This window comes from uncultured Thiocystis sp., from assembly GCF_903866365.1.
Taxonomy (GTDB): Bacteria; Pseudomonadota; Gammaproteobacteria; order Chromatiales; family Chromatiaceae; genus Chromatium.
On the sequence record NZ_CAIPNF010000104.1, the window covers coordinates 1 to 26,527 of the forward strand.

Genomic DNA, 26,527 nt, shown 5'->3' on the forward strand with positions numbered 1-26,527 from the left:
GCCGAATTCCTCTGTGTGCTGGGATTCATGCTCGACGGGCGACCCTTCTCGGTGGCGTGTGACGTGAGGCGCGCCTGGCCCTAATGGTGGCGCTTGATTAGTTTTGTACTGTACTGAGATAATTTATATTGCACAACTGAACTGAACCAGTGCCTGATCTACCATTTCCCAATAAAATTTTGCCCTGAAAATAATATTGGCAAATCATAAGCTTATGTCAAGCTAACAAAGTAGAATTACTCAATGGGCTGAAAAATTCACGGAATGTCGCAGGCACCAAACGCGCCGAAGCCCAAACCCTGCGCGCATCCGCCTGGGCGGTCTTCGAGTCCGCCCTGTTCACCGCCAGTGACTCAGCCAAAATTAGCGCCGAAGTCGAATCGGCCAGCTAACACGAAAGGCGGTCATGAAAGAACTCGACCAGTACCATCAATGGGTGGATTGGAACGAGGAAGATCAGGTCTATCTCGGTCGATGCTCTAACCTGATCACCGGAATCCATGGAGAAGATCCCGTTGCTCTTGATGGCGAACTCTGCGCCGTCGTTAAGGACGTGATCCGCCACTTCAACGCTGAAGGCCGACCCCTCCCGCCGCCACGGGTCCGCCCGATGCGCGAGGTAGCCTGATGAGCCCCAGGCGCGGCTGGTACGTGGATCGCCGAGACGGGTTTTGGCCTCCTTCCCGCTTCACATCAACTGCCGAGGTATCCGACGCAATGAAGAAGCTTCGGGCAGCGCCAGCCGGGAGTGACAAGTTTCACTTAGCGGTCATCCCGCTGACGTCTCCAGTTCCGGGTAGCGCCGAGAGCCGACATCCGGCGACCTTGGGCTCTCCCCCAACAAGGCGGGTTATGCACACCATCCCGCCCGTTGCAGACACCATCCGTCGGCGGAAAACGTTTCGGACGTGGCAAATGCCCCGTCCGGCCTGAGCTGGACCATTCAATCCGTGCGAAAGAGGAAGTCGAGATCGGCCCGCAACCGCCATTCGCCGTCCACGCGGGCCAGATCCTGGCGCGTCACCCACTCATCGACCAGCGCGTTCATCAGAAACGGATGCCCGCCGGAACGTCCGTGAAGGATCGGCGCAAGGCTGGACGCCAGGGCCGCGTCGCCCAACCGCGCAACCAGATAGGACTGCACGGCAGTCTGCTCCAATCCCGTCAACTGGAGCACCGCGAAGGCGGGGCGCCAGCGCCACTCGCGCAGCCACTCATTTGCCCGCGGATCCCGAAGCGGTTCGAGCACGCCGTCATCGGTGCGCCAGGCACCGATGATCAGCAGACGGGCTGACGTGCGTCGCCGCGTCCAGGCATCCAGCCACTCCAGCGTGGCGCGGGTCGCCCATTGCAGATCTTCCAGCAGCAGCACGCCCGGCTCGTCGCCGGTCAGCACCTCCAGCAGTTCGATGAGCTCGCGCGGCATGCGCGCAGGGTCCGCCCCCTGTATCCGCTCCCGCAGCGTCGCCTCGCCGCCAGGCGGAATCAGGGCGGGCAACTGACTGAGCCACAGGGGCGCGTGACGATCGAGGAGACTGGCGAGATGCCCGTGTCGATCCTGCCGCGCCAGCGTTCCCAGGGCATCCAGCAGGGCCAGGTAGGCTTCTCCCCCGGCGGACTGATGGATACATTGACCGCAGGTCACCCAACCGTGACGGTTGGCGGCGACCGTCCGGACGAAAGCGGTCGCCAAGGTGCTTTTGCCGATACCCGCCGGCCCCATCAGCATGACCGTGCGCGGACGCCCCGCCCGCGCCTGCTCCCAGGCTTCGGCGAGTCGGGATAACCATGCCTCGCGACCGACGCACTCCGTGCCAAGGGCGCGATCGAGACGGTCGCAATCCATTCTCGTGGCAGGCGCGAAAAGGGAAGGAGTCGCGTCGAGACGGCCGATGAAGCGATAGCCATGGCGTCCGATCGTTGCGATGAAACGAGGATTGCGGGCGGAATCGCCCAACAGCTTGCGTAGCTCCAGAATGCACTGCCTGGGGGCGGCCTCCGCGCCAACCCTGCCTGGCCAGATCGCCCGGCTCAGTTCGTCGCGCCCGACGACCCGTTCCCGCCGGTCGATGAGGTAGCGCAACACCGCATAGGTCTTGAGTCGAATCGGCAGCTGCTCCGCCGCTCGCCAAAGCTGACCGTTGGCCAGATCCAGTCGAAAGGGATGGAAAACAAGCTGTTGGGACTCACGCATCCGCGTTCGCCCTCCGCAGACAAAATTTGACGGAAATTTGACCGTTATTTGACAGTTGGAATCTCGTCTGTCACCGCCGAACCTTCTAATATCTGAGTTGTATGGTAGGTCTAAATCCATCCGGCAGCAATGATCGCGTTGACCCGCGAATCAACGGCTCGATAACTGACATCAATTAAGGGGAACGAGAGATGATCTATCGCAACATCGGCGCCCTGATCGCCAACCAACAGACCCTGACGATGCCGCCGACCGGCACCGTATTGGACGCGGCCTGCCTGATGGCCGAACGGCGCGTGGGCGCCATCGCCGTGGTCGATCGGGGAGACCTGGTTGGCCTGTTCACCGAGCGCGACCTCCTCAATCGCGTCGTTGCGCTGGGGAGAGATCCGGGCGCCGTGACGATCAACGAGGTCATGACCCATCGGCCGGTGACCATCCGCGAGCATCAATCTCTGGCGGAAGGGCTCGACATCATGTTCGGCCACCATTTTCGGCATCTGCCCGTCCTGGATGAGGCTGGGGCGCTCCTTGGCGTCCTGTCCTGCCGGGATATCCCGCCCAGCTATTGGGTGATGCGTGAACGCTGGATCGAGGCGCATCAATCGATCGCCTCCGTCGCCTGACTCTGGCGCCCCGCAATCGGCCGCTGCTCTCACCCCGTTCAGCCCTGATCCGCCGCGTCGCGCTGAAAGCCAGCTCGCCCGGAGCAGGCGTCAAGGCGACCGTCGGCGGGGTCGCGAGACGCGAGATTCCCAGCATAACCGACACATTTCAGAGGCTGAAGGCGATGATCGATCGCGGTTCTGTTCGATTCCGTGATGCAATCCCGACCGAGCGACTCGCACCCCTGGATCCATCCCTTGACAGAGACGCACCCTGGACGCGTCTGCTACCTGAAATCCTGGCCTTGCTCATCGTCGGCACCGGGGTCAGCGTCTCACTCCTGGAGTTCCTGCTCCTCCCCTCGTTGATCCGCGCGGCGCTTCTGGTCTCGATCGCCTGGCACGGTCTTGCCCACGCCCTGCTGGCCGGCGGCCCGCTCGGGACGCGACTGAGCGGCTACCTTCGCGGCATCTCCTGGCGCAGTCTGCTTCCGGGCACGCCACTGTTCATCCCTGGCGTCAGTCATCCCGCGCACGCGCCGGCCCTACGCATCGACGAACTCGCACCGCAGCGTCGCCGGTTGACCGCCTTGGCCGGACCCGCCGCCAATCTGGCGCTCCTGTGCGCCCTGGCGCCGATGCTCGCGTCCCTGCCGTCGCCCTTCGGGATTGTCGATCGCCTGATCCTGCTGCTCGCCGGAGCCAATCTCTGGATCCTCTTCACCTCCTGGAGCGATCTTGTCACCGCGCACTCGGGCGTCGGCGAATTCGTGTTCTGCGGCAACTTCGGCATTCTGTCGAAACGCCATGCCGGCGAGTCCGGGTTTCTGCCGGCGCGTTTCAGAACCCTGTTCGAGCGGATCGGACAAGTCACGGATGTGCGTGGACAGCAGGCCGGCGGGCTGGCGGTCATGAGCGCCAGCGGCCGTTTCGTGGGCCGAAAGATCGTCAACGACAAGCGCTCGAACCTCACCCGCAATCTGCTCGGCGCCTTCCGCCGCCGGGCCGCATTGCGCCGCTTGACCGGCGCCCGTCCGCTACGCCCCATCATTCACCTGATCGCTCACTATCGGTACGGAACCTCCAGCGGCCCCTCCGAGATCGAGACCCATTGGCACCGCTGGCTGCGACCGAGGACCAGGGGTGTCTGGAGTGTCGAGGGCAATCGGCTGGCGCGCAGGAAACGAGTGGTCGAGCATCTGATCACGCACAATGGCGATTTCGACGCCTGGTCGACCGCCTGGCGGCGGTTATCCAACGCCTGTCTGGGTCAGTGGCTCGCGGAGATCCTGGGCGAGCCGCATCCAGCCAAGGGCGATTCGCCAAAGATTGCCGGCATGCTGGATCTCCTGCTCACCCAGGGACAGTGGGACGCCTCGATTCGGCTGGCCTACGCACTCCAGACCGGCCATGCACTCCCGAAGCGGAACTGGATCGAACTGACACGCGCCTTCGAGCAGACCTTCCAACGCTGGGCCTGCCCGGAGGACGCGGCGCGCCTGGACAACGAACCCTGCCCGATCGTGATTGGCTGCACGAACCTGGCGGAGGTCTACGCCCGCCATCCCGGCGAGATCAAGACGCTGCTTGAGGCCCTGCAGCAAGCCAGCCTCGCGCTGACCCGCGACTGGCCGGACGCGGCCAAGCAACGTCGACAGCAGATCGTGAACCGGGCCGTGCATGCCTTTTTCCACAACGATCTTTTCAAGGCCACGCACCTCTTCATGGAGCGGGCCGAGGGCACCTTCGGACTGGTCACGACCACCAGCCTCCAGCCGGGCGCCGTCATGTTGGCCGCGGATCGTCAGCCGCTCTTCGTGGGCTGCGATCCCGAGGCGGGAATGATGATCTATGCCTCCGAGGCCGCCGCCCTGCGGTTTGCCTGCGGCCGGGGACCCGCTGGCACGCCCGCGCCCCTGCCCTACCGCTACGACCTGCGCGACGGCGATCTCATGCTGCTTCAGGTCCATGAAGGGACGGCCGAGAATACCCTGACACGGCTGAACCGGCTCCAGGGCGGCGCCCCCGCGACCGAGCGCATCGCCCCGGAAAGACTCGCCGAATCCGCGCGCGATGGCGGCACCGGGGGCTGGATCGCGTTACACGACAATATCTGTCTGGAACCTGTCTCGACGGCACGCGGCCGTGACCGGGTGCTGGCGGAAATGACCGATATCCCGGTCGTCCTCGACCGGATTCAACGGGACTGGGACGATCCCGGCTCGCCCAACCGACGCACCGCGCGAGCCTTCATCGGTTGTCTGCTGGACAATGCGCGCGACTGGCTGTCGCGCCATCCGGCGCACGACGAACCGACCCTGAAAGCCGAGTTGGATCTGCTGGTTCTGGGCATCGAGAACAGCTTTTATCTCGGGGAGCGTTTTGTCGAGGATCTCCGCCGAGCCTTCCCCTATCTGCGGGTTCAGGCGGTCGACGCGGTCTCCTATGCCGAGGATCCGCAACGCTATCTCCTCGGACCGACCACCCTCACGCTCGCGGTCAGCCACTCCGGGCAAACCTTCAACACCCTGGATACCGTCAAGTTCATCCAGTCCCTTCACGGTCTGGACAAGGCAGGGCCGGTGTTCGTGATGACCGGCGAGACCGATACCCTCATGGGCGCCGCGGTCGGACAGAGCGTGAAGACCGGCGCGCCCTGGATTGAACGGGTGTTCGCCACCGGCGCGGGGTGGCGCATGGCGGAACCGGCCACGGTCAGCTGCGCCGCGACCCACGCCTGCCTGACCCAACTGCTGCTGCAGATGATCCGGGAGGCGCGGGAGGGAAACGATGCGAACGAACGGCCCTTCGGTCTGCTCGCCAGCGGGGACGACCTCAGCAAACTGGAGGCGCTGACGGTCATGTCCGTCGCGCGCGCGGCGGCGGTCTTCGGGATGACGGCGGAAGGTTGGGAGGTCAAGACCGAGGAACAGGGAGGATTGAAACGGGAGGGCCGCTATCTGGCGCGTTTTCTGACCGAGCCGGCCTTGGTTTTCATGGCAACGGCCCTGCACCTCTTCGCGATGCTCTGGCTGGGCTGGAATCCGGTCATCGGCGCCGTCGGGGAACTGCAAGCCGCCGTGGACTGGTCCTTTCTCCACCCCCTCTCGACGGCGGGTCAGTTGCTGCTGGTCCTGCTGCAAACGGCCTATTTTCTGTTCGCCGGGGTGGCCTTTACCCTGCTGCTGCGCTGGGTGCAGGGACGCCCGCTCTGGGATCGGGTGTTCGTCGGCCGCACCCTGGTCATCGGCGACGAGCCCTACGTCAAGAATCTGCTCGCCCAGTATGTCAGCAAACTCTTCTCGCTGGCCTACGAGTTCGTCGGATTCGCGGGGATCCATGCGGCCGATACGCGCTCGGGAGAACTGCTGCATGTCTACGGTCATCGGGTAACCCGTGGCCTGCTGCTGTTCCTCGGGATGCCGGACGGTCGCTGGTCAGGACGCGAACGGGCGGAAGCGGCGGTCTGTATGACCTCCAGCCAGGCGCGCGGGATCCAGCACATGGGAACCGGCGCCATCGTGATGGGAATCGGACACAATCCGGCCCTGGCCGGTAAGGTGGACCGCTTCATCCAACTTGGGGTATCCGGTCGCCGACTGGACGCCCTACCCTGGATTCTTCAGGGACAGTGGTCGGATCTGGCCCGGGATCTCCAGGAGTCCCGCTTCGCCGCCTTCGAGCGGCTGCTGGCCTCTTACGTCATCTTCCACTCGGCCGCGGCGGCGAGCCGGAATTTCATGAATGGTCTCGTGCCGCTTGCGAATGTCCTCTGGGCGCCGGTGTTCTGGTCGATCCGTCTGGTCACGCTCGGTCGGGTTCGGCCTTACTTCGGGTTCTGGGACCTGGCCCGCACGCAGAGTGGAACCCGCATCGCCACCACGGCGGCGCCGGTCCCGGCGATCGTCCAGGATCCACGGGATTATCTGACGCCCGCGCAGCGCGACCATAAGGCCAGGGAGACGCCGACACACCGTCTCGAAGTCGTCTCCTCGGCCGCGATCGCCTTGGCCGCGCCGCCGGACGCGGGCGGAACCGCGGCGGGTCATCACAGAAGCAGATTCGTCGCGATCTGAATCGGGAACCAACTTGGCGCCTCGCCGCGCAACTTCCTGCCCGCGTGGGCAAGGGCTGTATCGAGTTAGGGTCAACCGCCTTGGGGAACTTCCAGCACCGTCTGGACCAAATCGATGGCCCCGGTTTTGAAGCCGGTCTCGCAGTAGGCCAGGTAGTAATCCCACAGACGCCGGAAGCGGGCGTCGTAGCCCAGCGCGTCGATCTCCCCGGTGACTTCATGGAAGCGCGCGCGCCAGCGGCGCAGGGTCTCGGCGTAGTCGTCGCCGTACCAGCGGGTTTCCTGGGCGATCAATCCCGCATCCGCGGCAAGCTCTGCCATGCGTTGCGGCGACGGCAGCATGCCGCCCGGAAAGATATAGATCTGGACGAAGTCCGGCGTGCTGCGATAGATCGGAAAGATATCGTCGCTGATGGTGATGACCTGGAGCGCGATCCGACCGCCCGGTCGCACCAGCCGCCGCAATGCCTGATAATAGGTCGGCCAGTAGGCTTCGCCGACCGCCTCCATCATTTCGATGGAGACGACATGATCGAATTGACCCTGGATATCGCGATAATCCTGTAGGCGCAGTTCGACCCAATCCGTCAGACCCGCCGCCGTCATGCGCTGACGCCCGTAGTCGAGTTGCTCGCGCGAGAGCGTCACGCCCGTCACCTGCATGCCACGTCGGGCGGCGACCTCGGCAAAGCCGCCCCAGCCGCAGCCGATCTCCAGGATGCGGTCGCCGGATTTGGCCCCCAGCACCGCGAGCAGACGCTCGTATTTGCGCTGCTGGGCCATTTCGAGCGATTCGCTTCCGGCATCCTCGAAGAGCCCGGAGGAATAGGTCATGCTCCCATCGAGCCAGCGCCGATAGAAGTCGTTGCCCAGGTCGTAATGACGGGCGATGTTCCGCCGACTGTTGCGCCGATGGTTGTGGCGCTTGCGATGGACCAACCGATCCAGGGCGCGCGACCAGCGCATACCCCGCCATCCGGACTGCATGTGCTCCTCGTTATTTAGGAGGACTTCCAGCAGGGCGGGCAGATCCGGTGTGTCCCAATGACCCTCCACATAGGCTTCGCCAAATCCCAACTCGCCGCGCGTCAACAAACGCAAAACCAGCATCCAGGGGCGTTTGAGGTCCAGCACGCCCGAACCGCCCTCGAAGCGTCCGCGATAGAGCGTGGCGGCGCCGTCCGGAAAACGCACCATCAGTTGACCGAAGGCGATGCGGTCACAAAAACCGCCAAACAGCCGGGCGGCCAGACTCGACCCGCCCGGCGCGGGACTTTCCAGGATTTCTTCCGCGGACATCAGCTTATCTCCTCTCTCGGCGGTTCCGGTTTCGGGTAATAGGTCCCGCCGCCGAGCCAGATCTTCAAGGCATGCCAGTGAATCAGGATCACGACTTTCAGGGTCAGCAGCGGATAGGCGACCGCGGCCCGTAGCAGGTTGGCATCGGAGAATGCGCGCTCCGTCCCACGCTGCACGGCCACCAGCATGAGCGCGTCGTTCTGAGACTCGCGGATGACGATGTCATGCCGACCCTGATGGCGGGAGAAACGAAAGTGGTAGTCGGCGTTCATGTCGATGAAGGGCGACACATAAAACTGCTTGGCGTGGGCGTCGCGGATCGGCCAGGTCATGGCGGCGCCGTCCTGGTGCAGCAGATAGCCGTGCGACTCGCCGAAGGTGTTACTGACCTCGCAGAGCACGGCGACTGGCTCGCCCGCCGGATTGAAACAGGTCCAGGTGCTCATCGGATTGAAGACGTGTCCGAGCACCCGAGGAAAACACTGAAGCTCCACGCGCGCGATGTCGAAGCGATGGCCGCGCTGGCGCAGACGCTCCAGCAGCCAGGGCTTGAGCGGCTCGCCGGTGCGCGGGCCATGATCAACATCGTAAAACGAGAAGAGATTGAAACGGTTGTGCGAGAACCAGCGAGAGCCCGCCGCCGCTTCGCCGACCCGCTCAACATCGACCAGCAGGCTGAAGACGCGGTAAACGAAGCGATAGCGGACCGGGAAAAGTCGGCGGTGCATGACATCGCCGAACAGGAGTTGCGCCGCGGGCTGGGTCATGCGCTGGCCGCCCCGCTGTTCTCCCAGGGTGGATTTACGCCGAGTCCGGCGGCCACTTCGACTGCGGCGCGCAGACCGTCCTCGTGAAACCCATAGCCCATCCAGGCGCCGCTGAACCACAGACGGTCGCGCCCCTGAATCTCGGGCATCCGCCGCTGGGCCGCGAGCGCGCTCGGATCGAACATCGGATGATCGTAGTCGAACTCGGCGATCACGGACTCCGCGCGCGGCGCCTCCAGCGGATTCAGGCTGACAAAAATGTCGCGCCCCGTCGGCAACGCCTGAAGGCTGTTCATCCAATAGGTCACCGTCACCGGGCGGGTCGGATCCTCGCCCGGCTGCTGGAGATAATTCCAGGAGGACCAGACCCGCCGACAGCTCGGCATCAGCCGGATATCCGTATGCAGATAAACCTTGTTGCCGCGATAGGCGAAACAGCCCAGCAGTTCGCGTTCCAGGTCGGTCGGCGACTCGATCAGCGCGAGCGCTTCGTCGGCATGACAGCCTAGAACCACCGCGTCGAAGGTCAGCCGTTCGCCCGCGACCGTCTCCACCTCCACGCCCCGATCCAGCCGTCGCACTCGCCGCACCTCGGCATTGGTTCGAGACTGGCCTTTGAATTGCGAGAGGATTTTGTCCACATAAGTTCGGCTACCGCCGCTCACCGTCTCCCACTCCGGACGATTGGCCAGATCCAGCAGGCCATGATTGGCGAAGAAACGCGCGAAGGACAGAAAGGGAAAGGCCCGCATATCCTGCGTGGGACAGGACCAGATCGCCGCCGCCATCGGCAGCAGATACTGGCTGGCGAAGCGCTCGGAGTAGCGTCCGCGCGCCAGAAACTCGCCCAGGGTCAGGGTTGCGTCAGGGCTGGAATCGATGTAAGCCTTGGCGGCGGCGTTGAAGCGGGGAATCTCGATCAGCATCCGCAGAAAGCCGACGTTCAGGAGATTGCGCCGCTGGCCGAACAGCGTATTGAGGTTCGACCCGGCATATTCGACCCGGCCGCCGTCCAGACTGGCGGCAAAGGACATATCGGTCGGATAGGTCACGACCCCAAGATGCGCGAACAGACCGCAGAGCAAGGGATAATTGCGCCGGTTGAAGACCATGAATCCGGTATCCACCGGGGCCGGCGCGCGGGCGTCGCCGACCTCCACCGTGTGGGTGTGTCCGCCCACGTACTCGTTGCGCTCCAGCAGGGTCACCGCATAACGGCGATCCAGCAGCCAGGCCGCCCCGAGCCCGCCGATCCCGCCACCGATCACCCCAATCGTTTCCACCGACATCGTGCTTGATCCTCGCGATTGATCCGTCGACCGCCGTCCCGAAACGCCGGGGGCATGTCCATGGTTGGTCCAATATTGGCGCTAGGGTTGAACAGGTCAAGGGGATGTCAGCGACCAGCGACGATCCTGAATCCGGCACTCTCAGATCAGCTTGGCGACTTTCATCAAGACGCCAAGAATGACGGTGGTTTGAAGAACGCCGACACCGACTTACTCTCCCGCGATGGTCATGCGATCGATCAGCCAGGAGCCGGTGCGCGTACTGCCGGGGAAATCGCAGTCGTTGCCGACCGCGACCAGTCCGGCAAACATTTTTTTGAGATTGCCGGCGATGGTGATCTCTTCCACCGGATACTGGATCTCGCCATTCTCGACCCAGAACCCGGACGCGCCGCGCGAGTAGTCGCCAGTGACCGCATTGACGCCATGGCCCATCAATTCGGTGACCATGAGTCCGGTCCCCAGCTCGCGCAGCATGGCCGCGCGGTCCTTGTCGCCCATCTCGATGCTCAGATTGCGCACCCCGCCGGCATTGCCGGTGGTCGGCAGACCGAGCCGGCAGCCGGAATAGACGCTCAACAGATAGGTTTGCAGCACGCCACCGCTGACCAGATCCTTGGCGCGGGTGGCCACGCAGTCGCCATCGAAGGGCGCGCTGGCGAGTCCGCGCGGCAGATGGGGTTCTTCATGGATGCGGACAAACTCGGGGAAGATGCGTTCGCCCAGATGATCGAGCAGGAAACTGGAACGGCGGTAGATGCTGCCCCCGCTGATCGCCGACATCAGGCTGCGCAGCAGTCCGGTCGCCACATCGGCGCGAAACAGCACCGGCGACTCCTGGGTGCCGAGACGCCGGGCGCCGAGTCGCGCGACGGTGCGTTCGGCGGCCCGCTCGCCCACTTGGCGTGCCGGTTCCAGATCCAGCGCCGAGCGCGCGGTGGTCCACCAGGCATCGCGCTGCATCAGATCGCCTTCCTGACCGATCACGGCACAATCCAGGCTGTGACGGGTGGTCGGATAGCCGCCCATGAAACCTTGCGTGTTGCCCGCGACATGGATACCGAACTGGGTCGAGAGACTGGCGCCCTCCGAATTGACGATCCGCGGATCGTAGTCGCGGGCGGCGTCCTCGCAGGCTACTGCCAGGGCGATGGCGTCCTCGACCTCGATCGACCAGGGATGATAGAGATCCAGTTCGGGAAAATCGGTCGCCATCAACTCGGGCGCGGCGAGATGGGCGCAGCGGTCTTCCTGAGTGTGCGTGGCGATGGCGCAGGCGGCCTTGACGGCATCGCGCACCGCGTCGGGGCTGAGATCCGAGGTACTGGACGAGCCCTTGCGGTGGCCGAAATAAACGGTGATGCCCAGCCCGTTATCGCGGGTGTGCTCCACCGTCTCGACCTCGCCGAGCCGCACCGCGACCTCCAGGCCCGCGCTGCTGCCGACCGATGCCTCGGCGGCGCTCGCGCCCTCGCGTTTGGCCTCCTTCAACAGATCTTCGATGATGGTTTGCAGGCGCGCCATGCGCTCGGCGGTGTCTTCAGTTGGGGTAATGGGCATATTTGATCGTGATCAGCAAAAAAGGATTAAGGGTCAAACGCTCAAGAGTTGGTCTTGCCAGTGCCTCATGATCGTTTGATGTAACATTCACGCGGATTCAGCAGCCACCGCTGAGGTGTCGGGTGGCCTTTTTTCTGGGGCGCGCTTCAGCCACGCGCCAACGATTCAGGAGTATGAATGAAGATCAACCGCCGCGGGATAGCCTTGGGATTGTCGTTCAAGTTGTTTCTCGCCATGATGCTGATGAGTCTTATGATGTCAGTGGCGTTCACGCTGAACCACTATGTCGGCGAGAAAAACAGCATCATCCGTGGGATCGACAACACGCTGCTGGCCACGGCGGAGGGCGTGCGACTCATTGGCGATGCGGTCCACCATCGGCAACCCCAGCCCGATGCGATCACGCCCGACGCCTATGCGGCTTTTATCGACACCCTGACGGCATTCGCGAAGCGGGCGAAAGTCCAATACGTCTATACCACGATCAAGCAAGACGATCACATCCTCTTCACCTCCTCAAGTTATACGCCAGAAGAAAAAGCCTCGGGCGATTTCACCAAGTTTCTCGATCCCTATGATGACGCGAGCGATGGGTTACAGGCCGCCTTCGCCGATGGGCAGGTGCATGACGACCAATACAGCGACCGCTGGGGAACCTTCCGCTCAATCTTCGTGCCCGCCACATCATCAACGGGCATCGACTATGTGATCGGTGTCGATGTGTCGCTTGGCCGGCATCGACGAGACCTTGCTCGAAACCTTGCTCGGATCGCTCCTGATCGCGGGCGTGGTGTTCAGTGCGGGACTACTGCTGCTCTGGCTGCTGACCAGCCGCATGATTGCCAAACCTTTGCTGCAGGTGATCGGCATCTTCGACAAGATTGGCGCGGGCGACTACAGCAACCCCATCGACACCTCACGCCGCGATGAAATCGGATTGCTCCGCCGCGGTCTGGCATTGATGCAGGACAATCTTGCCGAGCGCACCGCCGCCGAGCAGCGTGTCGCGCATGACCTGCGGCGCATCACGAGCGCGCTCGACAAGTCATCCACCAACATGATGGTGGCCGACAATGACGGCACCCTGATCTATCTGAACGAAGCGTTCATCCGAATGATCCGCGGGGCCGAGGCCGATCTCCAGCGGGAGCAGCCGAACTTCCGTGCCGAGGGGCTGATCGGGCGTGGTTTCACCGAATTTCACCGGCATCCGGAGCACCAACGCAAACTCCTGTCCGGGCTGAAAGGCACCTACACCAGCCAGATGAAGGTCGGTGGACGGACCTTCAGGCTCGTGGCCAACCCGGTTCTGGACGACCAGGGCGAACGCCTTGGCACGGTGGTGGAATGGATCGATCGCACCATCGAGGTCACGGCGGAAGGCGAACTGGATGTGCTGCTGGACGCAGTCACGCACGGCGATTTCACGCAGCGTTTGAATCTTGACGGCAAGCAGGGCTTCTTCCGCGACCTGGCCGAGGGGATGAACAACCTGACCGACGTGTTCGCTCGGGTGCTGGATGATCTCGCGTTCGTTCTGCAGGCGTTGGCACAAGGGGATCTCACGAAGACGATCACGTCCGGGCACAAAGGGCGATTTGCCGATCTGAAGCGCGACACCAACGCCACGGTCGAGCACTTGCAAACGCTCGTCAGACAGATCCAGGAGGCCACGGACGCCATCCATACGGCGGCGGGCGAGATTGCCGCCGGGAATGCGGATCTGTCCGAGCGGACCGAAGCCCAGGCGAGCAGCCTGGAAGAAACGGCGAGTTCCATGGAGGAACTCCAGGCCACGATTCAGCAGAACACCGAGAACGCCAGAAACGCCAACGAACTCGCGCATCGCGCCAATGATCAGGCGCTGGCCGGCGGCCATCTGATCAAGCAGGTGGTCGGCACCATGGGCGCCATCCAGGCATCGAGCCGGAAGATTGCCGACATCCTCGGCGTGATCGACAGCATTGCCTTTCAGACCAATATCCTGGCACTCAACGCGGCCGTGGAGGCGGCGCGGGCCGGCGAACAGGGCCGAGGCTTTGCCGTGGTCGCGGCGGAGGTGCGTAACCTGGCGCAACGCAGCGCCCAGGCGGCGAAAGAAATCAAGGGGCTGATCGGCGCCTCGGTCACGCAGATTGGCGATGGGGCCAAACTGGTTCATGAGGCCGGTGACACGATGGAGGCGATCGTCGCCTCATTTCAGCAGGTGGTCGGTCTGGTCAGCGAGATCGCCAGCGCCAGTCGCGAACAAGGCGCGGGGATTGGGCAGGTCTCCCAGGCCATGGTGCAGATGGATGAGATGACCCAACGCAATGCCGCCCTAGTGGAGCAGGCCGCCGCCGCGGCGGAGAGCCTGGAGGATCAATCCAGGGAATTAAGCCAAACCGTGGCGGTTTTCAGGATGACGCGCGGAAACGGCCGCTTGAGCGCCAGCGCGACCACCGCCGCGGATGATGTCGATTTCGATGGCATCGTTGACGCACACCAGCAGTGGTCGAAAAAATTACGCCGGGCGGTTGAGGGCCGTAGCGAACCTCAGGATCCGGCCATCGTCTCGCGTGACGACCAGTGCGCCTTGGGAGCCTGGATCTACGGACCGGGCAGCAAACTGTTGGCGGACTTCCCACAAACGACCCTGCGCGCCAAGCATGCGCAGTTCCACCAATGTGCCGGCGACGTCCTCCGGCATGTGGTCGCCGGTCATCGCGAGCAGGCGGAACAGTTGCTCGCCGAGCGCTTTCGGTCACTCTCCAATGAAACGGTGGCGCAGATCCGTCAACTTGAGAAAAATGTCCGGGAAACCTCGACCGAGGAATCGGCAACCTGAAGACTTCGTCGGGCAATCGCCCAAGGCGATTGCCCGCTGCGGTCAGGACGGTATTCTGGGTGACGGTGCCTTCGTCATCCATGTTGTCAGGGCCAGACGCACTGCCTCGCGCGGCATAGCCCAGCGCGCGATCCTCGGCCAGAAAATACCCTAAATCCGTGCGGGCACCGCCGCTGGAACCCTGCTCGCGCCGTCCGTCCTGCTCGACGATGACGTTCACGCTCAGGCGGATCAGCGGACGGATGTCCGCAATGGGGTCGCAACCCGACCAACATCCATGAAATGAATCTCGCGTCGCCGGCCCTGACAAGCATCCGCACGCCATCATGATATGGTCGGCAACACCGTCTTTTACGTCACACCTGATGACGGCGCCTTGCTAGAGGTAGAGCAGGATCGCGAAATAGTGGCTGATGCTTCCGGCGAGGACGAACACATGCCAGATGCCATGGCACCAGGGCCGCTCAGTATCCAGCACGTAGCAGATGACGCCAAGGGTGTAGAAGAGGCCGCCGGCGACCAGCAGTCGGAAACCCGCCGGAGGCAGGGCCGCCATGAGGGGATCGAGGGCGAACAGGATCAGCCAGCCCATGAAGAGGTAGATGCCCACCGACAGCAGACGCCCGCCCGCGCCGCGCAGCGTGTCGATGAGGATACCCAGCAGGGCCAGCCCCCAGACCGCACCGAACAGCCACCAACCGGTGGCGCCGCCGAGTCCCACCAGACAGAAGGGCGTATAGGTGCCGGCGATGAACAGGTAGATGGTCTGATGGTCCAGCGCCTGGAACACCCGCTTCGCTCTTCCGCGCAGACCGTGATAGAGGGTCGAGAAGAGGTACAGCAGAAAGAGGGTCAATCCATAGACGCTGAAGCTTGCCATGCGGACCGCGCCGCCCCGGAACTCGGCCATGGACAGCAGCACGACGACTCCACTCAGGGCCAGCACCGTGCCCACCAGATGAGAAAGGCTGTTGAAATGCTCGTCCTGGTCCATCTTGACTCTCGTCTTCGGCTTCCACCCTCCAGGAATGGCTCGGGAGGATTGCGGATCACTCTCGACAGCGGCGCACGCGCCCGTGCCTTGAGAGGAGGTCGCGAGCCATGACCCGGTCAGTTGCCCGGATCGCCATAGAAGACATAATTTGTCGAATAGTCACTAAACTCGAAGTAAACCCTTTTCTCGTCACTGTCCTGGACACCGTTAAGGTTGGCATCCAGAACGCCATAGCCGAAGCGGTACGGGCGCATGCCGGAACCCTGGGTGGCACTCGCCGTCGTGAGCTTGTCGATCTTGATGAACCGCCGGACCAGCTTGTCCCCCGCATAGACCTCCATCACCCCGCTCACGCCCGTCCAGTTCTGGATCGAGCGGCCGATCTTGTTCTGGGTCTCCTGGGTGCAGCCGGCCGCCACGAGCACGGCTAAAATCGTCAAGAGTAAGAAGGGTCTCATGATGATGCCTCGATGGTTTCAGTGAACAATGCACGGAAGGAAGCAGTCAAGATAGAGCAAGACGTTCCGCTCAAACCACCCCGGATTTGTGACAACGACAATGCACGTTGACGAGTGTCGTCCTCGCTCTGCGGTGTAACGCATCGGACGGCGCTCCGCGCCGTGAAGCCAGCCGCTGGCCTGAATGACGACCCTGTTTTCCAGGGTCGACGCTTTACTCCTGACTCGTCCCGCCCACCGTCAACGCATCCACCCGCAAGGTCGGCTGACCCCCCGACCGGCACGCTCTGGCCTTCCTTGCCGCAGGTTCCAACGCCCTCGTCGAGCTTCAGATCGTTGCCGATCAGGGTCGCACCCTTGACCGGACGGCCGATTTTGCCGTCCTCGATCAGATTAGGCATCGCTCGCCGAGAAGACGAATTTGCCGGAGGTGATGTCGACCTGACCGCCGCCGAAGTTGACGGCATACAGCCCTTTCTTGACCGAGGCGATGATCTCGGCGGGATCGTGCTGGCCGGCCAGCATGTCGGTATTGGTCATGCGCGGCAGGGGCAGACGGACGCACCGATCCAGAGGGACGATGCGACCTTCTTGGCGCAAGCGCTCGTGACTCGCATCGATTATCCTTAGCTCATCCTGATTAGCTAAACGAGCGTCAAGCAGGACCGTGCTGCAAGTCAATATTCACGACGCCAAGACGCAATTGTCCAAGCTCATCGAGCAGGCGAGCCGGGGCGAAGAGGCGATCATCGCCAAGGCCGGCATCCCGGTTGCCCGACTGACCGCCATCCCGCCCGCAACCTCCGGCCGCCGGTTTGGTGCGTTGCGTGGCCGCGCGCGCGTGGACAGGCATTTTTTCGAGCCTCTGCCTGAAACAGAACTACAGGCATGGGAAGAGTAACGGATGCGCCTCTTGCTCGACACCCACGCACTGCTCTGGTGGCTCGACGGCGACCATCAATTGCCTGTCACCGCGCAGGCCGCGATTAGCGAATCGGGCAACCAAGCGATCGTCAGCGCGGCATCCGCCTGGGAGATCGCCACCAAAGTCAGAATTGGGAGGCTCCCCGGTGCGATCGAGGTCGCGGATCGGTTCAGCGAGATCCTGACCGAGCAGCAATTCGCTGCGCTTCCGATCGCCGCCGAACACGCGCGACGCGCTGGACTCTTGCCTGGCGAGCACCGCGACCCGTTCGACCGCATGCTCATCGCGCAATCCCAGATCGAAGGGCTGATCCTGGTCAGCAACGAGAGTCTGTTCGATCGCTTTGGGATCGAACGGTTGTGGTGACCCCTTCGGCTTCGCTCAGGACAGGCTTGTCGAACCATGAACGGATTCAATTTCAGGCGCTAGCGATTTTCCGTTCGCCCTGAGCTTGTCGAAGGGAGAAGGGAAAATCGATCGATTTTTCCCGGAAGTCGCCTTATTGAGAGGCTGTGTGTGCGTTAGGTGTTGGTCCCTAAGGACTGCTGTCCCTCCCGACGGCTTGGCCAAGCAAGACCCCGGGGGTCAGCGCTTCGCCGAAGCGTTCCAGACACCGGCGCCACCCGAGATCGTTGGGCAGGTATTTGGTCGCGACGCCGTAGAAACGCGCCATCCAGCCCTTGAGACGGCTGTCGTAGGCGTTGACGTTCTGGATGTGGAAGGCGTGGTCGACGACCCGAATGCCTGCGCGGAGATTGATGAGTTGATGGGTTGATGGGCAATAGGAGCCTGGGCGGCGAAAGCGCGGTCGATCGCCGCACCATCGGAACACAGGACGGCGTCGGAATCCAGGATCGGGGCCAGGACGATGCGGAGGCACTCAGTGGTGGCGTTAGGAAGCACCGCATCGGTGGTCGTGCCGCTGCGGTCACGCATGATCGACACGGGGATCTGTTCGGCGGAGAGACCGCGCTTGGTCGCGGCACCCCCGCGTTTTCGAGCCGGGCGAGGAAGCGGTCGCTGACCTTTGTCGGATGCCAGAAAATAGGTCTCGTCGGCTTCCACGATCCCGTGCAAATGCAGTGGCTTGGAACCGGCCGGGAGGGTCAGGAAGCGATGGCGCCAGCGAAAAGACGTGGTCTTGTGGATCCCGCAGCGACGTGCCGCTCGGCGAACGGTGTCGCCGTCGATGAGCGCTTGGGCATCCTGCGACCAGCGTTCGCGGTGACGGAGATGGGCCAGCGGCGTCCCCGTGACGGCATTGAAGGTCTTGCCGCAGGCCCCGCAGCGATCACGCGGCAGCCCATGCGCTTGCCCCCACTGTCCGCAGGGCGTGTGATGACAATGCGGGCAACTCAAGCTGCAGGTCTGTGATCGCCGCGACCCGCTCCAGTGGCGGTTCCTGACGGAGCAACTCGACGCCTTGTTGGCGCTGTGCCAGCGTGAGGTCGGGAACTTGCGATAGCCAGTGGTTGAAATCCTCGGTGCGCATGGTGGATCGTCCAGGTTTTCCTATGCCTATCGGAAGTATAGGTTATCCCCAACACCTAACGCACACACAACCTTGTTTATCACGGCATGCCTTCAATGATTGCGATTTATCATTGACGTGCATCAGAAATCTCAAACTCAAATCTCTTGCCATGGTCGTCACATCAATGATTGAATGATGCCCTTGGCAGCATTAGGGACATTGATCGTCTGATCGCACTGGCAAAACTGCCGCCTAAACGGCTGATGATGAGAATCGAGGCATACGATGGCAACCACCGAAACCTTCTACGAGGTGATGCGCCGCCAGGGGATCAGCCGGCGGAGTTTCCTCAAATATTGCAGCCTGACCGCGACGGCGCTGGGGCTGGCGCCGTCCTTCGCGGGGACGATCGCGAACGCCATGGAGACTAAGCCGCGCACCCCGGTCATCTGGCTGCATGGTCTGGAGTGCACCTGCTGCTCCGAGTCCTTCATCCGCTCCGCCCACCCGCTGGTGTCGGACGTGGTGTTGTCGATGATTTCGCTGGATTACGACGACGTTATCATGGCCTCCGCCGGCCATCAGGCCGAAGCGATCCTCGATGAGATCCGCCACAAGTACAAAGGCAACTACATCCTGGCCGTCGAGGGCAACGTGCCGCTGAATCAGGACGGCATGAGCTGCATCATCGGCGGGCGACCCTTTATCGAACAGTTGCGCGAGGTCGCCGCCGACTGTCAGGCCATCATCGCCTGGGGTTCCTGCGCCTCCTGGGGCTGCGTGCAGGCGGCCCATCCGAATCCGACCCAGGCCGTGCCGATTCATCAAGTGATCCACGACAAGCCGATCATCAAGGTGCCGGGCTGTCCGCCGATCGCCGAGGTCATGACCGGTGTCATCACCTATATGCTGACCTTCGAGCGCATCCCGGAGTTGGACCGTCAGGGCCGGCCCAAGATGTTCTACGGCCAGCGCATCCACGACAAATGCTATCGCCGTCCGCACTTCGACGCCGGCCAGTTCGTCGAGAACTGGGACGACGAGGGGGCGCGCAAGGGTTTCTGTCTCTACAAGATGGGCTGCAAGGGTCCGACCACCTATAACGCCTGCTCCACCGTTCGCTGGAACAACGGGGTCTCCTTCCCGATCCAATCCGGTCACGGTTGTATCGGCTGCTCCGAGGATGGCTTCTGGGACAAGGGCAGTTTTTACGATCATGTCACCGATACCCGCGTGTTTGGCATCGAAGCCAATGCGGACAGGGTCGGCATCGCGGCGGCCGGCACCGTCGGCGTGGCGGTGGCCGCCCATGCGGCGGCAAGCGCCATCCATCGCATCAAGCAACGCGCCGGCGAGCATCACGAGGAGAATGACCAGGCATGAGCGTCCAGACCCCGAACGGCTTCCAGCTCGACAACGCGGGACGGCGCATCGTCGTCGACCCGGTGACCCGCATCGAGGGCCACATGCGTTGCGAGGTTAATCTCGACGAGAACAACGTGATTCGCAACGCGGTCTCCACCGGCACCATGTGGCGCGGGCTGGAAGTGATCCTGCGCGGTCGTGACCCCCGCGACGCCTGGGCCTTCACCGAGCGGATCTGCGGCGTCTGCACCGGCACCCACGCGCTGACATCGGTACGGGCGGTGGAGGACGCGCTCGGGATCGCGATCCCGGAGAACGCCAATTCCATCCGCAACATCATGCAGTTGACGCTCCAGGCGCACGACCATCTGGTGCATTTCTATCACCTGCATGCGCTGGATTGGGTGGACGTGGTCTCGGCGCTTCAGGCGGATCCCAAGGCGACCTCGGCGCTCGCGCAGTCGATCTCGGACTGGCCGCTGTCCTCGCCCGGCTATTTCCGCGACGTGCAGAACCGCATCAAGCGCTTCGTGGATTCCGGCCAGCTTGGTCCCTTCATGAATGGTTACTGGGGGAGTCCGGCCTACAAACTGCCGCCCGAGGCCAACCTGATGGCGGTCACTCATTATCTGGAGGCGCTGGATTTCCAGAAGGAGATCGTCAAGATCCACACCATCTACGGGGGCAAGAATCCGCACCCGAACTGGCTGGTCGGCGGCGTGCCCTGCGCCATCAACGTGCATGACACGGGCGCGGTCGGCGCGGTCAACATGGAGCGGCTGAATCTGGTCTCTTCGATCATCGACCGCACCATCGAGTTCATCGACAAGGTCTACATCCCGGACCTGCTCGCCATCGCCTCCTTCTACAAGGACTGGACCTATGGCGGCGGACTGAGCAGTCAGGCGGTCATGTCCTATGGCGATATCCCGGATCGCGCCAACGACAACTCGGCCGAGAACCAGATGCTGCCGCGCGGCGCCATCGTCAACGGCAATCTGGCCGAGATTCACGACGTGGACCTGCGCGACCCGGAGCAGATCCAGGAGTTCGTCGCCCACTCCTGGTTCACCTACAAGGACGAATCCAGGGGGCTGCATCCCTGGGATGGCGTCACCGAGCCCAACTTCGTGCTCGGACCCAACACCCGGGGGAGCAAAACCCGCATCGAGGAAATCGACGAGGCCGCAAAATACAGTTGGATCAAGGCCCCACGCTGGCGCGGCCACGCCATGGAAGTCGGACCGCTCGCGCGCTGGGTCATCGGCTATGCCAAGGGCATCCCGGAGTTCAAGGAGCCGGTGGAAAAGGTGCTGACCGATCTGCAACTGCCGGTCTCGGCCCTCTTCTCCACCCTCGGGCGCACCGCCGCGCGCGGTCTGGAAGGCTCCTGGGCGGCGCACAAGCTGCGCTACTTCCAGGACAAGCTGATGGCCAACATCAAGGCCGGCGACAGCAGCACCGCCAACACCGAGCGGTGGGATCCCAAGACCTGGCCGAAAGAAGCGCGCGGTGTCGGCACCACCGAGGCCCCGCGCGGCGCGCTCGGTCACTGGATCGTCATCAAGGAAGGCAAGATCGACAACTATCAGGCCGTGGTGCCGACCACCTGGAACGGCTCCCCGCGCGATCCGGCCGGCAACATTGGCGCCTTCGAGGCCGCCCTGCTGAACACGCCGCTGGTGAATGCCGAGGAGCCGCTGGAGATCCTGCGCACGCTGCACAGCTTCGACCCCTGCCTGGCCTGCTCGACCCATATCATGAGTCCGGACGGGGAGGAGTTGACGCGGGTGAAGGTGCGTTAAGAACAAGTTGGCAGGTTTCAGGTGGCAGTTGGCATTCGAGTGCCTCATGGCTGGAGATCCTGGGTCTTGCCTGACAACTGCCACCTGACAACTTCCCCACTCGGAGGCTGAATTCATGTTCACCGGTATCCCAACGGTCCAGCAGACCGCGGTCTACGTCTATCAAACCCCGGTGCGCATCTGGCACTGGGTGAATGCGCTGTCGATCACGGTCCTGGCCATCACCGGCTATCTGATCGGCAGTCCGCTTCCGTCGCTGTCCGGCGAGGCCAGCGATCACTATCTCATGGGCTACATCCGCTTTTTCCATTTTGCCGCAGCCTATGTGTTCCTGGTCGGATTCCTCTTCCGACTCTACTGGGCCGTGGTGGGAAATTCCTACTCCCATCAGTTGTTCACCCTGCCCTTCTGGCGTCGGCGCTTCTGGAGCGAGCTGCTGCACGAGGTACGCTGGTATGCCTTTCTCGAACAAGAGCCGCGTAAATACATCGGCCACAACCCGCTCGCGCATCTCTTCATGGTCGTCATCATCACGGTTGGCGGGTTCGTGATGATCGTCACCGGGCTGGCGCTTTATTCCGAGCAGACCGGACTCGGGAGCTGGCAGGACCAGCTCTTCGGCTGGGTCATCCCCTTCGTCGGCCAGAGCCAGGACGTGCGCATGTGGCACCACTGGGGCATGTGGGTGATCGTCGTCTTCGTCATGCTGCATGTCTACACGGCAATCCGGGAGGACATCATGTCCCGCCAGAGCCTGATCAGCACCATGATCAGCGGCTGGCGCATGTTCAAGGACGACCGTCCATGAACCGGGCCGAGCCCAACATCCTGATCCTCGGAATCGGCAACGTCCTCTGGGCCGACGAGGGCTTCGGGGTTCGGGTGGTCGAACGGATCGCCCGACAGTATCGCTTCGCGGACCCGGTGCGGCTGCTCGACGGTGGTACCCAGGGCATCTATCTGGTCGATCAGGTGCGTTGGGCCGATATCCTGGTGGTCTTCGATGCCATCGACTACGGCTTGCCGCCCGGCACCGTGAAACTGATCGAGGGTGACGCCGTGCCCAAGTTCATGGGCGCCAAGAAGATGAGCCTGCATCAGACCGGTTTTCAGGAGGTTCTGGCGCTGGCCGAGCTGCTGGGCGAACCGCCCCGGCACCAACTGCTGATCGGCGTACAGCCGGTTGATCTCGACGATTTTGGGGGTAGTCTGAGACCTGAAGTCAAGGCCATGATCGACCCGGCAATCGCGGCCGCGCGGACCTATCTCGACCGCTTCGCGGTCGCGTGGCTTCCCGCCGACGGGACCAATACCACGCGCCTGGACATGCCGCACGAGGCACTGGACATCGCCGTCTACGAGGCCGGGAGGCCCAGCCCCGAAGTCGCGTGCCGGATCGGCGACTGGCGCGTCCTGGCGTCGCGGGTGAACGGCTGATCCTTGAGTGATCGACCCCGGCCGGTCGGTTGGAACCGCACAGCAACAGGCGATCGACATGCAGTCATTTTCCCCACTCCATCCTGTCCGCTTCGGCCCTGGCTCACAGCCCCCGGAGGACGATGGCGCCGAACTCGCGTATCTGCCGATGCCGGCGGAGATGCAAACCTATCGTCCGCCCCTGCTGCCCGAGCCCGACGCCGTGCTTGCCTGCCAGCAGGGCCTGCGACTGCTGGAGCAACTGCTGGCACGGCTGGCCGATGACCGGATCGCGGAACCCGCGCGCGGGTTGGATCTCGGCGCGCTGCCGGATGCCGATCGCGATCTGGTGAATCAGGCGCTGGGCGAGGGCGAGGTGAGTCTGCTCATTGTCGGCGAGACCGGAATGCGGGCTCAGGAGACCCGCTTGACCGGTGTCTGGCTGGTTCAGTCCCGCAACGAATCCGGGCAAACGCTGGACGAGACGATCGAGATCGCGACGATCCCCCGACGGGTGCGTGAGATCGCCTTTCAAGACGCCGCCGCCCAGCTCAACCTGGACGACGCTCCTCCCGAAGGCGTGATCAGCGCCCGCGCGGTGCTCGCCGAAGTGAATGAACAGAGCGCGCGGTGGCGGCCCGGCGCGGCTCCGCACATCATCAATCTGACGCTCCTGCCACAGTCCGAGCAGGATCTAAGCTACCTTGAACGCTCGCTCGGGCAGGGTCCGGTGACCATCCTCTCGCGCGGTTACGGCAAGTGCCGCATCGCCGCCACCGGGCTGCGTCACTGCTGGTGGGTCCAGCATTTCAATGCCGATGATCGGCTGATCCTCAATACCCTCGAAATCGTCGACGTTCCGGCCGCCGCACTGGCCGCCCAGGAAGACTTCGAGGACAGCGCCGAACGCCTGGTCGAGATCCTCGGAGCGCTGCGTTAAGTCACTCGTTCACCCGTCGTAGCCACTCTTCAGAGCATCAGCCTCGTCGGATTGTTCAGCATGATCAAGCGGATGGTTGACAGCGGTCAGGTCAATCGCGATCAGACGTGATCGGTTTCAGGCCAACCATTCAGCCATGGCATGACTGCAAACCCGCCATTGGCAGACGACCCGAGCAATCTGACCCCTTGAATCGCGTGGGCACATCGGAAACCAATCATCAATCCGCCCCCATTTGCGGATAAAATCCCGCGTTCGGTTTCCAGCGAATGAGGTTTACCGGTGGCGTCAGAGAACATGCAGCAATCCGAAGGTCCGCCAGGCGCCGAGCGCGACCCGATCGTCTGGGAGGCGCCCGCGGATGGCGACTATCAGCCCGTAGGCTGGGGTGAACGAGAGTGAACCCCAGCATCGCGCACACACCAAGAATGCTGGGGTTCGTTCCTCACCCCAGCCTACGGCCCTGCCAGCCACGGCGATCCCGGCTCCGCTGACAGTGTCGCATGGCGCGCCGCGTTCTAACCATTCCCGCTCCCATCAAAAAAGGTCTGGAATGGAAGAATCGCTGAAGCAAACCGTCTACCGCCAGCGCGAGGCGGTCGCGCGGCAATTGCACGAACCCCTGGCCCAACTCGCGGGCGAATGCGCCCTGGCTTGGGACGATCGCGAGCGGCTCAATGGGATCCTGATCGCCGGGCTGCGACGGATTCCGTCCTGTAACTGCCTTTTTGTCATCGATCGCGATGGCATTCAGGTCAGTGACAACGTCACCCGGTTTGGGGTCGAGCGCGGTCACTTCGGACGTGACCGCTCATCGCGGCCCTATATGCGCGAGGCGGTTCCCGCATGGGGGTTCCTGCTCTCCGACGCCTATGTCAGCCTGGTGTCCCATCGACCATCGCTCACCGCCCTGCATGTGCTCCGCACCAGCGAGGCACTGCTCGGCTATGTCGGCGCCAATTTTGACCTCCGCCATCTGCCCATGACCGCGGGGTTGTATGACGATCCGGCCCATTGGCTCCAGGTCAAGGGCGATCCCTCGATGATCAGCCTGACCTTTTCCTGCGACGGCACCCACTACATGCCGTATGACGAATTCCTGTCCAAGGCTGTGGACTTCTGGGTCGGCAGCGTCGCGTAACGACGCTTCGGTGAGCCCTCGCGGGGTTGGCGGCATCCTGATCGTCCTTGGGGTCCGCGTCGCCGGGGTTCTGCACATTGGCCATGAGGCAGGCACGGCCGATGTCGTTCGGAGCGATACTCCGACCGGTCAACTCGGCGGCGATGGGAACCTCGGTCAGGGCACAGCATGCGGTCTTTGCCATGACGCGCAAGCCTGCGCTATGGGCTCCGGTCGGACGACAGGGTGCGCCCGCTGCCCAAGAGCAGATCGGTCCAATGCGGTGGTGGCCGCCAGTCGGTCAGCCAGCCGGGGAGCTCGTGGGCCGGCATCGGGTGGGCGATGCAGAAGCCCTGGGCCAGCTCGCAGCCGAGTTGCAGCAGCTTTGCGCCCTGTTCCAGGGTCTCCACCCCTTCGGCGATGGCCTGGCAGCGGAAGGTGGCGGCCAGACTCAGAATGCTCTCGACGATCGCCAGGTCATCCGGGTTGTCGAGCATGTCGCCAACGAAGCTGCGGTCGATCTTTAAGGTGGTGACCGCCAGGTGTTTCAAATAGGTCAAGGAGGAATAGCCGATCCCAAAATCGTCCAGGGCGCAGGTCACTCCCAGCGCGCGGCAGTCCGCGATGACCTGGGCGACGTGAACCAGATCCTGCATCGCGCTGGTTTCCAGAACCTCCAGCGCGAGGCTTGACGGTTCGACCCTGGGATGCGCCGCCAGAAGGGCGCGCAGACGGGCGACAAAGTCCGCCTGCTGCAATTGGCGCGCGCCGATATTGACGCTGACCGGGAGAGCGAATCCGCTCGCCCGCCAGATGTCCATCTGGTTCAGTGTGGTCTCGATGACCCACTCGCCGAGTTCGACCGCCAGCGGGTCATCCTCGATCGTCGCCAGGAACTCCCGCGGGAGCAGCAGTCCGCGGGTCGGATGCTGCCAGCGAATCAATGCCTCGGCGCCGATGACCGCCCCGCTGCGCAGGTTGACCTTGGGCTGGTAATAGAGCACGAATTCGCGCGCGGCCAGGGCGTGGCGGATGCGCTCCAGACTTTCATGCTCTCCGCGGGTGCGATGATCCTGTTCGACGTCGAAGACCGAATAACGATTCTTGCCGGTCCGCTTGGCCTGATACATGGCCTGGTCGGCCTGACGGAGCAGGTGATCCGCGTCGAGCGCGTCCGTTCCTTCGCCGTCGCCCGGGAGCGGCTGCGGATAGAAGGTGACGCCGAGGCTGGCCGAGACCTGCACCACGACCTCGCCGAGGGGCACCGGCGCGGCGGCGGCGGCGAGCAGGCGGTTGAGCAGCGGTACGCTGGCGGCTCGGTCGCCGAGATCGACCAGCACGGCGACGAACTCGTCGCCGCCCAGGCGGGCCAGGGTGTCGCCTTCGCGCAGCGTCTGCTTCATCCGGTGCGAGA

At 63.3% G+C, this 26,527-nt stretch carries 21 protein-coding genes and 3 pseudogenes; 13 read left to right on the forward strand and 11 right to left on the reverse strand.

Features of this window, described 5'->3' with window-relative positions; translation table 11 throughout:
- The first annotated feature begins 406 nt into the window (after positions 1–406).
- On the forward strand, positions 407–628 hold the full coding sequence (locus QZY07_RS06315) for a pilus assembly protein HicB (RefSeq protein WP_295400755.1): 222 nt from the start codon (positions 407–409) through the stop codon (positions 626–628).
- A gap of 315 nt (positions 629–943) precedes the next feature.
- On the opposite strand, the gene QZY07_RS06320 is transcribed toward QZY07_RS06315, so the two are convergent.
- Positions 944–2,194 (reverse strand): AAA family ATPase, encoded by a 1,251-nt coding sequence (locus QZY07_RS06320; protein WP_295400757.1) that lies wholly within the window; start codon positions 2,192–2,194, stop codon positions 944–946.
- Positions 2,195–2,385: 191 nt separating this feature from the next.
- Here QZY07_RS06320 and QZY07_RS06325 point away from each other — a divergent pair, with 191 nt between their 5' ends.
- Positions 2,386–2,820 (forward strand): CBS domain-containing protein, encoded by a 435-nt coding sequence (locus QZY07_RS06325; RefSeq protein WP_295400759.1) that lies wholly within the window; start codon positions 2,386–2,388, stop codon positions 2,818–2,820.
- Positions 2,821–2,984: 164 nt separating this feature from the next.
- Positions 2,985–6,875 carry a hypothetical protein gene (locus QZY07_RS06330; protein WP_295400761.1) on the forward strand — a complete coding sequence of 1,297 codons (3,891 nt, stop codon included), beginning with the start codon at positions 2,985–2,987 and terminating at the stop codon, positions 6,873–6,875.
- A 71-nt stretch (positions 6,876–6,946) separates the two neighbouring features.
- Here QZY07_RS06330 and QZY07_RS06335 read toward each other — a convergent pair whose 3' ends face one another.
- The 4 genes from QZY07_RS06335 to pmbA form a co-directional block, all read right to left on the reverse strand.
- Positions 6,947–8,173 (reverse strand): cyclopropane-fatty-acyl-phospholipid synthase family protein, encoded by a 1,227-nt coding sequence (locus tag QZY07_RS06335; protein WP_295400763.1) that lies wholly within the window; start codon positions 8,171–8,173, stop codon positions 6,947–6,949.
- The gene (locus QZY07_RS06340) at positions 8,173–8,940 is read right to left on the reverse strand and encodes a DUF1365 domain-containing protein (protein WP_295400765.1); all 768 of its coding nucleotides are present in this window, start codon (positions 8,938–8,940) and stop codon (positions 8,173–8,175) included. The genes QZY07_RS06335 and QZY07_RS06340 overlap by 1 nt, the downstream gene beginning before the upstream one ends.
- Positions 8,937–10,229 carry an FAD-dependent oxidoreductase gene (locus QZY07_RS06345; protein WP_295400767.1) on the reverse strand — a complete coding sequence of 431 codons (1,293 nt, stop codon included), beginning with the start codon at positions 10,227–10,229 and terminating at the stop codon, positions 8,937–8,939. The genes QZY07_RS06340 and QZY07_RS06345 overlap by 4 nt, the downstream gene beginning before the upstream one ends.
- 210 nt (positions 10,230–10,439) lie before the next feature.
- Entirely contained in the window at positions 10,440–11,789 is a 1,350-nt protein-coding gene (gene pmbA / locus QZY07_RS06350; protein ID WP_295400769.1) for a metalloprotease PmbA, read from the reverse strand.
- 177 nt (positions 11,790–11,966) lie between these two features.
- Here pmbA and QZY07_RS06355 point away from each other — a divergent pair, with 177 nt between their 5' ends.
- Positions 11,967–12,719: a hypothetical protein gene (locus tag QZY07_RS06355; protein WP_295400771.1), complete on the forward strand. Its 753-nt coding sequence runs from the start codon at positions 11,967–11,969 to the stop codon at positions 12,717–12,719.
- The gene (locus tag QZY07_RS06360; protein ID WP_295400793.1) at positions 12,625–14,616 is read left to right on the forward strand and encodes a methyl-accepting chemotaxis protein; all 1,992 of its coding nucleotides are present in this window, start codon (positions 12,625–12,627) and stop codon (positions 14,614–14,616) included. The genes QZY07_RS06355 and QZY07_RS06360 overlap by 95 nt, the downstream gene beginning before the upstream one ends.
- 87 nt (positions 14,617–14,703) lie before the next feature.
- Here QZY07_RS06360 and tldD read toward each other — a convergent pair.
- From tldD to QZY07_RS06380, 4 genes and pseudogenes are all read right to left on the reverse strand, one after another.
- Positions 14,704–14,866: pseudogene (tldD, locus tag QZY07_RS06365) on the reverse strand (metalloprotease TldD); the annotation flags it as partial.
- A 129-nt stretch (positions 14,867–14,995) separates the two neighbouring features.
- Positions 14,996–15,610, reverse strand: a complete 615-nt coding sequence (locus QZY07_RS06370; protein WP_295400772.1) for a hemolysin III family protein — start codon at positions 15,608–15,610, stop codon at positions 14,996–14,998.
- Between the two features lie 116 nt (positions 15,611–15,726).
- Positions 15,727–16,068 (reverse strand): hypothetical protein, encoded by a 342-nt coding sequence (locus QZY07_RS06375; protein WP_295400774.1) that lies wholly within the window; start codon positions 16,066–16,068, stop codon positions 15,727–15,729.
- A gap of 214 nt (positions 16,069–16,282) precedes the next feature.
- Positions 16,283–16,623: pseudogene (locus QZY07_RS06380) on the reverse strand (metallopeptidase TldD-related protein); the annotation flags it as partial.
- Between the two features lie 112 nt (positions 16,624–16,735).
- Between QZY07_RS06380 and QZY07_RS06385 the strand changes: the two are divergent.
- Positions 16,736–16,969, forward strand: coding sequence for a type II toxin-antitoxin system Phd/YefM family antitoxin (locus tag QZY07_RS06385; protein WP_295400776.1), 234 nt, complete (start codon positions 16,736–16,738; stop codon positions 16,967–16,969).
- Between the two features lie 3 nt (positions 16,970–16,972).
- Entirely contained in the window at positions 16,973–17,359 is a 387-nt protein-coding gene (locus QZY07_RS06390) for a type II toxin-antitoxin system VapC family toxin (protein WP_295400778.1), read from the forward strand.
- A 169-nt stretch (positions 17,360–17,528) separates the two neighbouring features.
- Here the strand turns inward: QZY07_RS06390 and QZY07_RS06395 are convergent.
- A pseudogene (locus tag QZY07_RS06395) lies at positions 17,529–18,485 on the reverse strand (IS1595 family transposase).
- Positions 18,486–18,752: 267 nt separating this feature from the next.
- Between QZY07_RS06395 and QZY07_RS06400 the strand changes: the two are divergent.
- From QZY07_RS06400 to QZY07_RS06425, 6 genes are all read left to right on the forward strand, one after another.
- Positions 18,753–19,850: a hydrogenase small subunit gene (locus QZY07_RS06400; RefSeq protein WP_295400780.1), complete on the forward strand. Its 1,098-nt coding sequence runs from the start codon at positions 18,753–18,755 to the stop codon at positions 19,848–19,850.
- Positions 19,847–21,637, forward strand: coding sequence for a nickel-dependent hydrogenase large subunit (locus QZY07_RS06405; RefSeq protein WP_295400782.1), 1,791 nt, complete (start codon positions 19,847–19,849; stop codon positions 21,635–21,637). The genes QZY07_RS06400 and QZY07_RS06405 overlap by 4 nt, the downstream gene beginning before the upstream one ends.
- A gap of 115 nt (positions 21,638–21,752) precedes the next feature.
- On the forward strand, positions 21,753–22,445 hold the full coding sequence (gene cybH / locus QZY07_RS06410; protein ID WP_295400784.1) for a Ni/Fe-hydrogenase, b-type cytochrome subunit: 693 nt from the start codon (positions 21,753–21,755) through the stop codon (positions 22,443–22,445).
- A complete protein-coding gene (locus QZY07_RS06415) occupies positions 22,442–23,074 on the forward strand; it encodes a HyaD/HybD family hydrogenase maturation endopeptidase (protein ID WP_295400786.1) in 633 nt (210 codons plus the stop codon). Before cybH ends, QZY07_RS06415 begins: the two co-directional genes overlap by 4 nt.
- Positions 23,075–23,132: 58 nt before the next feature.
- Complete coding sequence (locus tag QZY07_RS06420) at positions 23,133–23,993, forward strand: hydrogenase expression/formation protein (RefSeq protein ID WP_295400788.1); 861 nt, start codon at positions 23,133–23,135, stop codon at positions 23,991–23,993.
- A 553-nt stretch (positions 23,994–24,546) separates the two neighbouring features.
- Positions 24,547–25,134 (forward strand): hypothetical protein, encoded by a 588-nt coding sequence (locus QZY07_RS06425; protein ID WP_295400790.1) that lies wholly within the window; start codon positions 24,547–24,549, stop codon positions 25,132–25,134.
- 200 nt (positions 25,135–25,334) lie between these two features.
- Here the strand turns inward: QZY07_RS06425 and QZY07_RS06430 are convergent.
- Positions 25,335–26,527 (reverse strand): bifunctional diguanylate cyclase/phosphodiesterase (locus QZY07_RS06430; protein ID WP_295400792.1); only part of this gene is annotated, 1,193 nt, incomplete at its 5' end.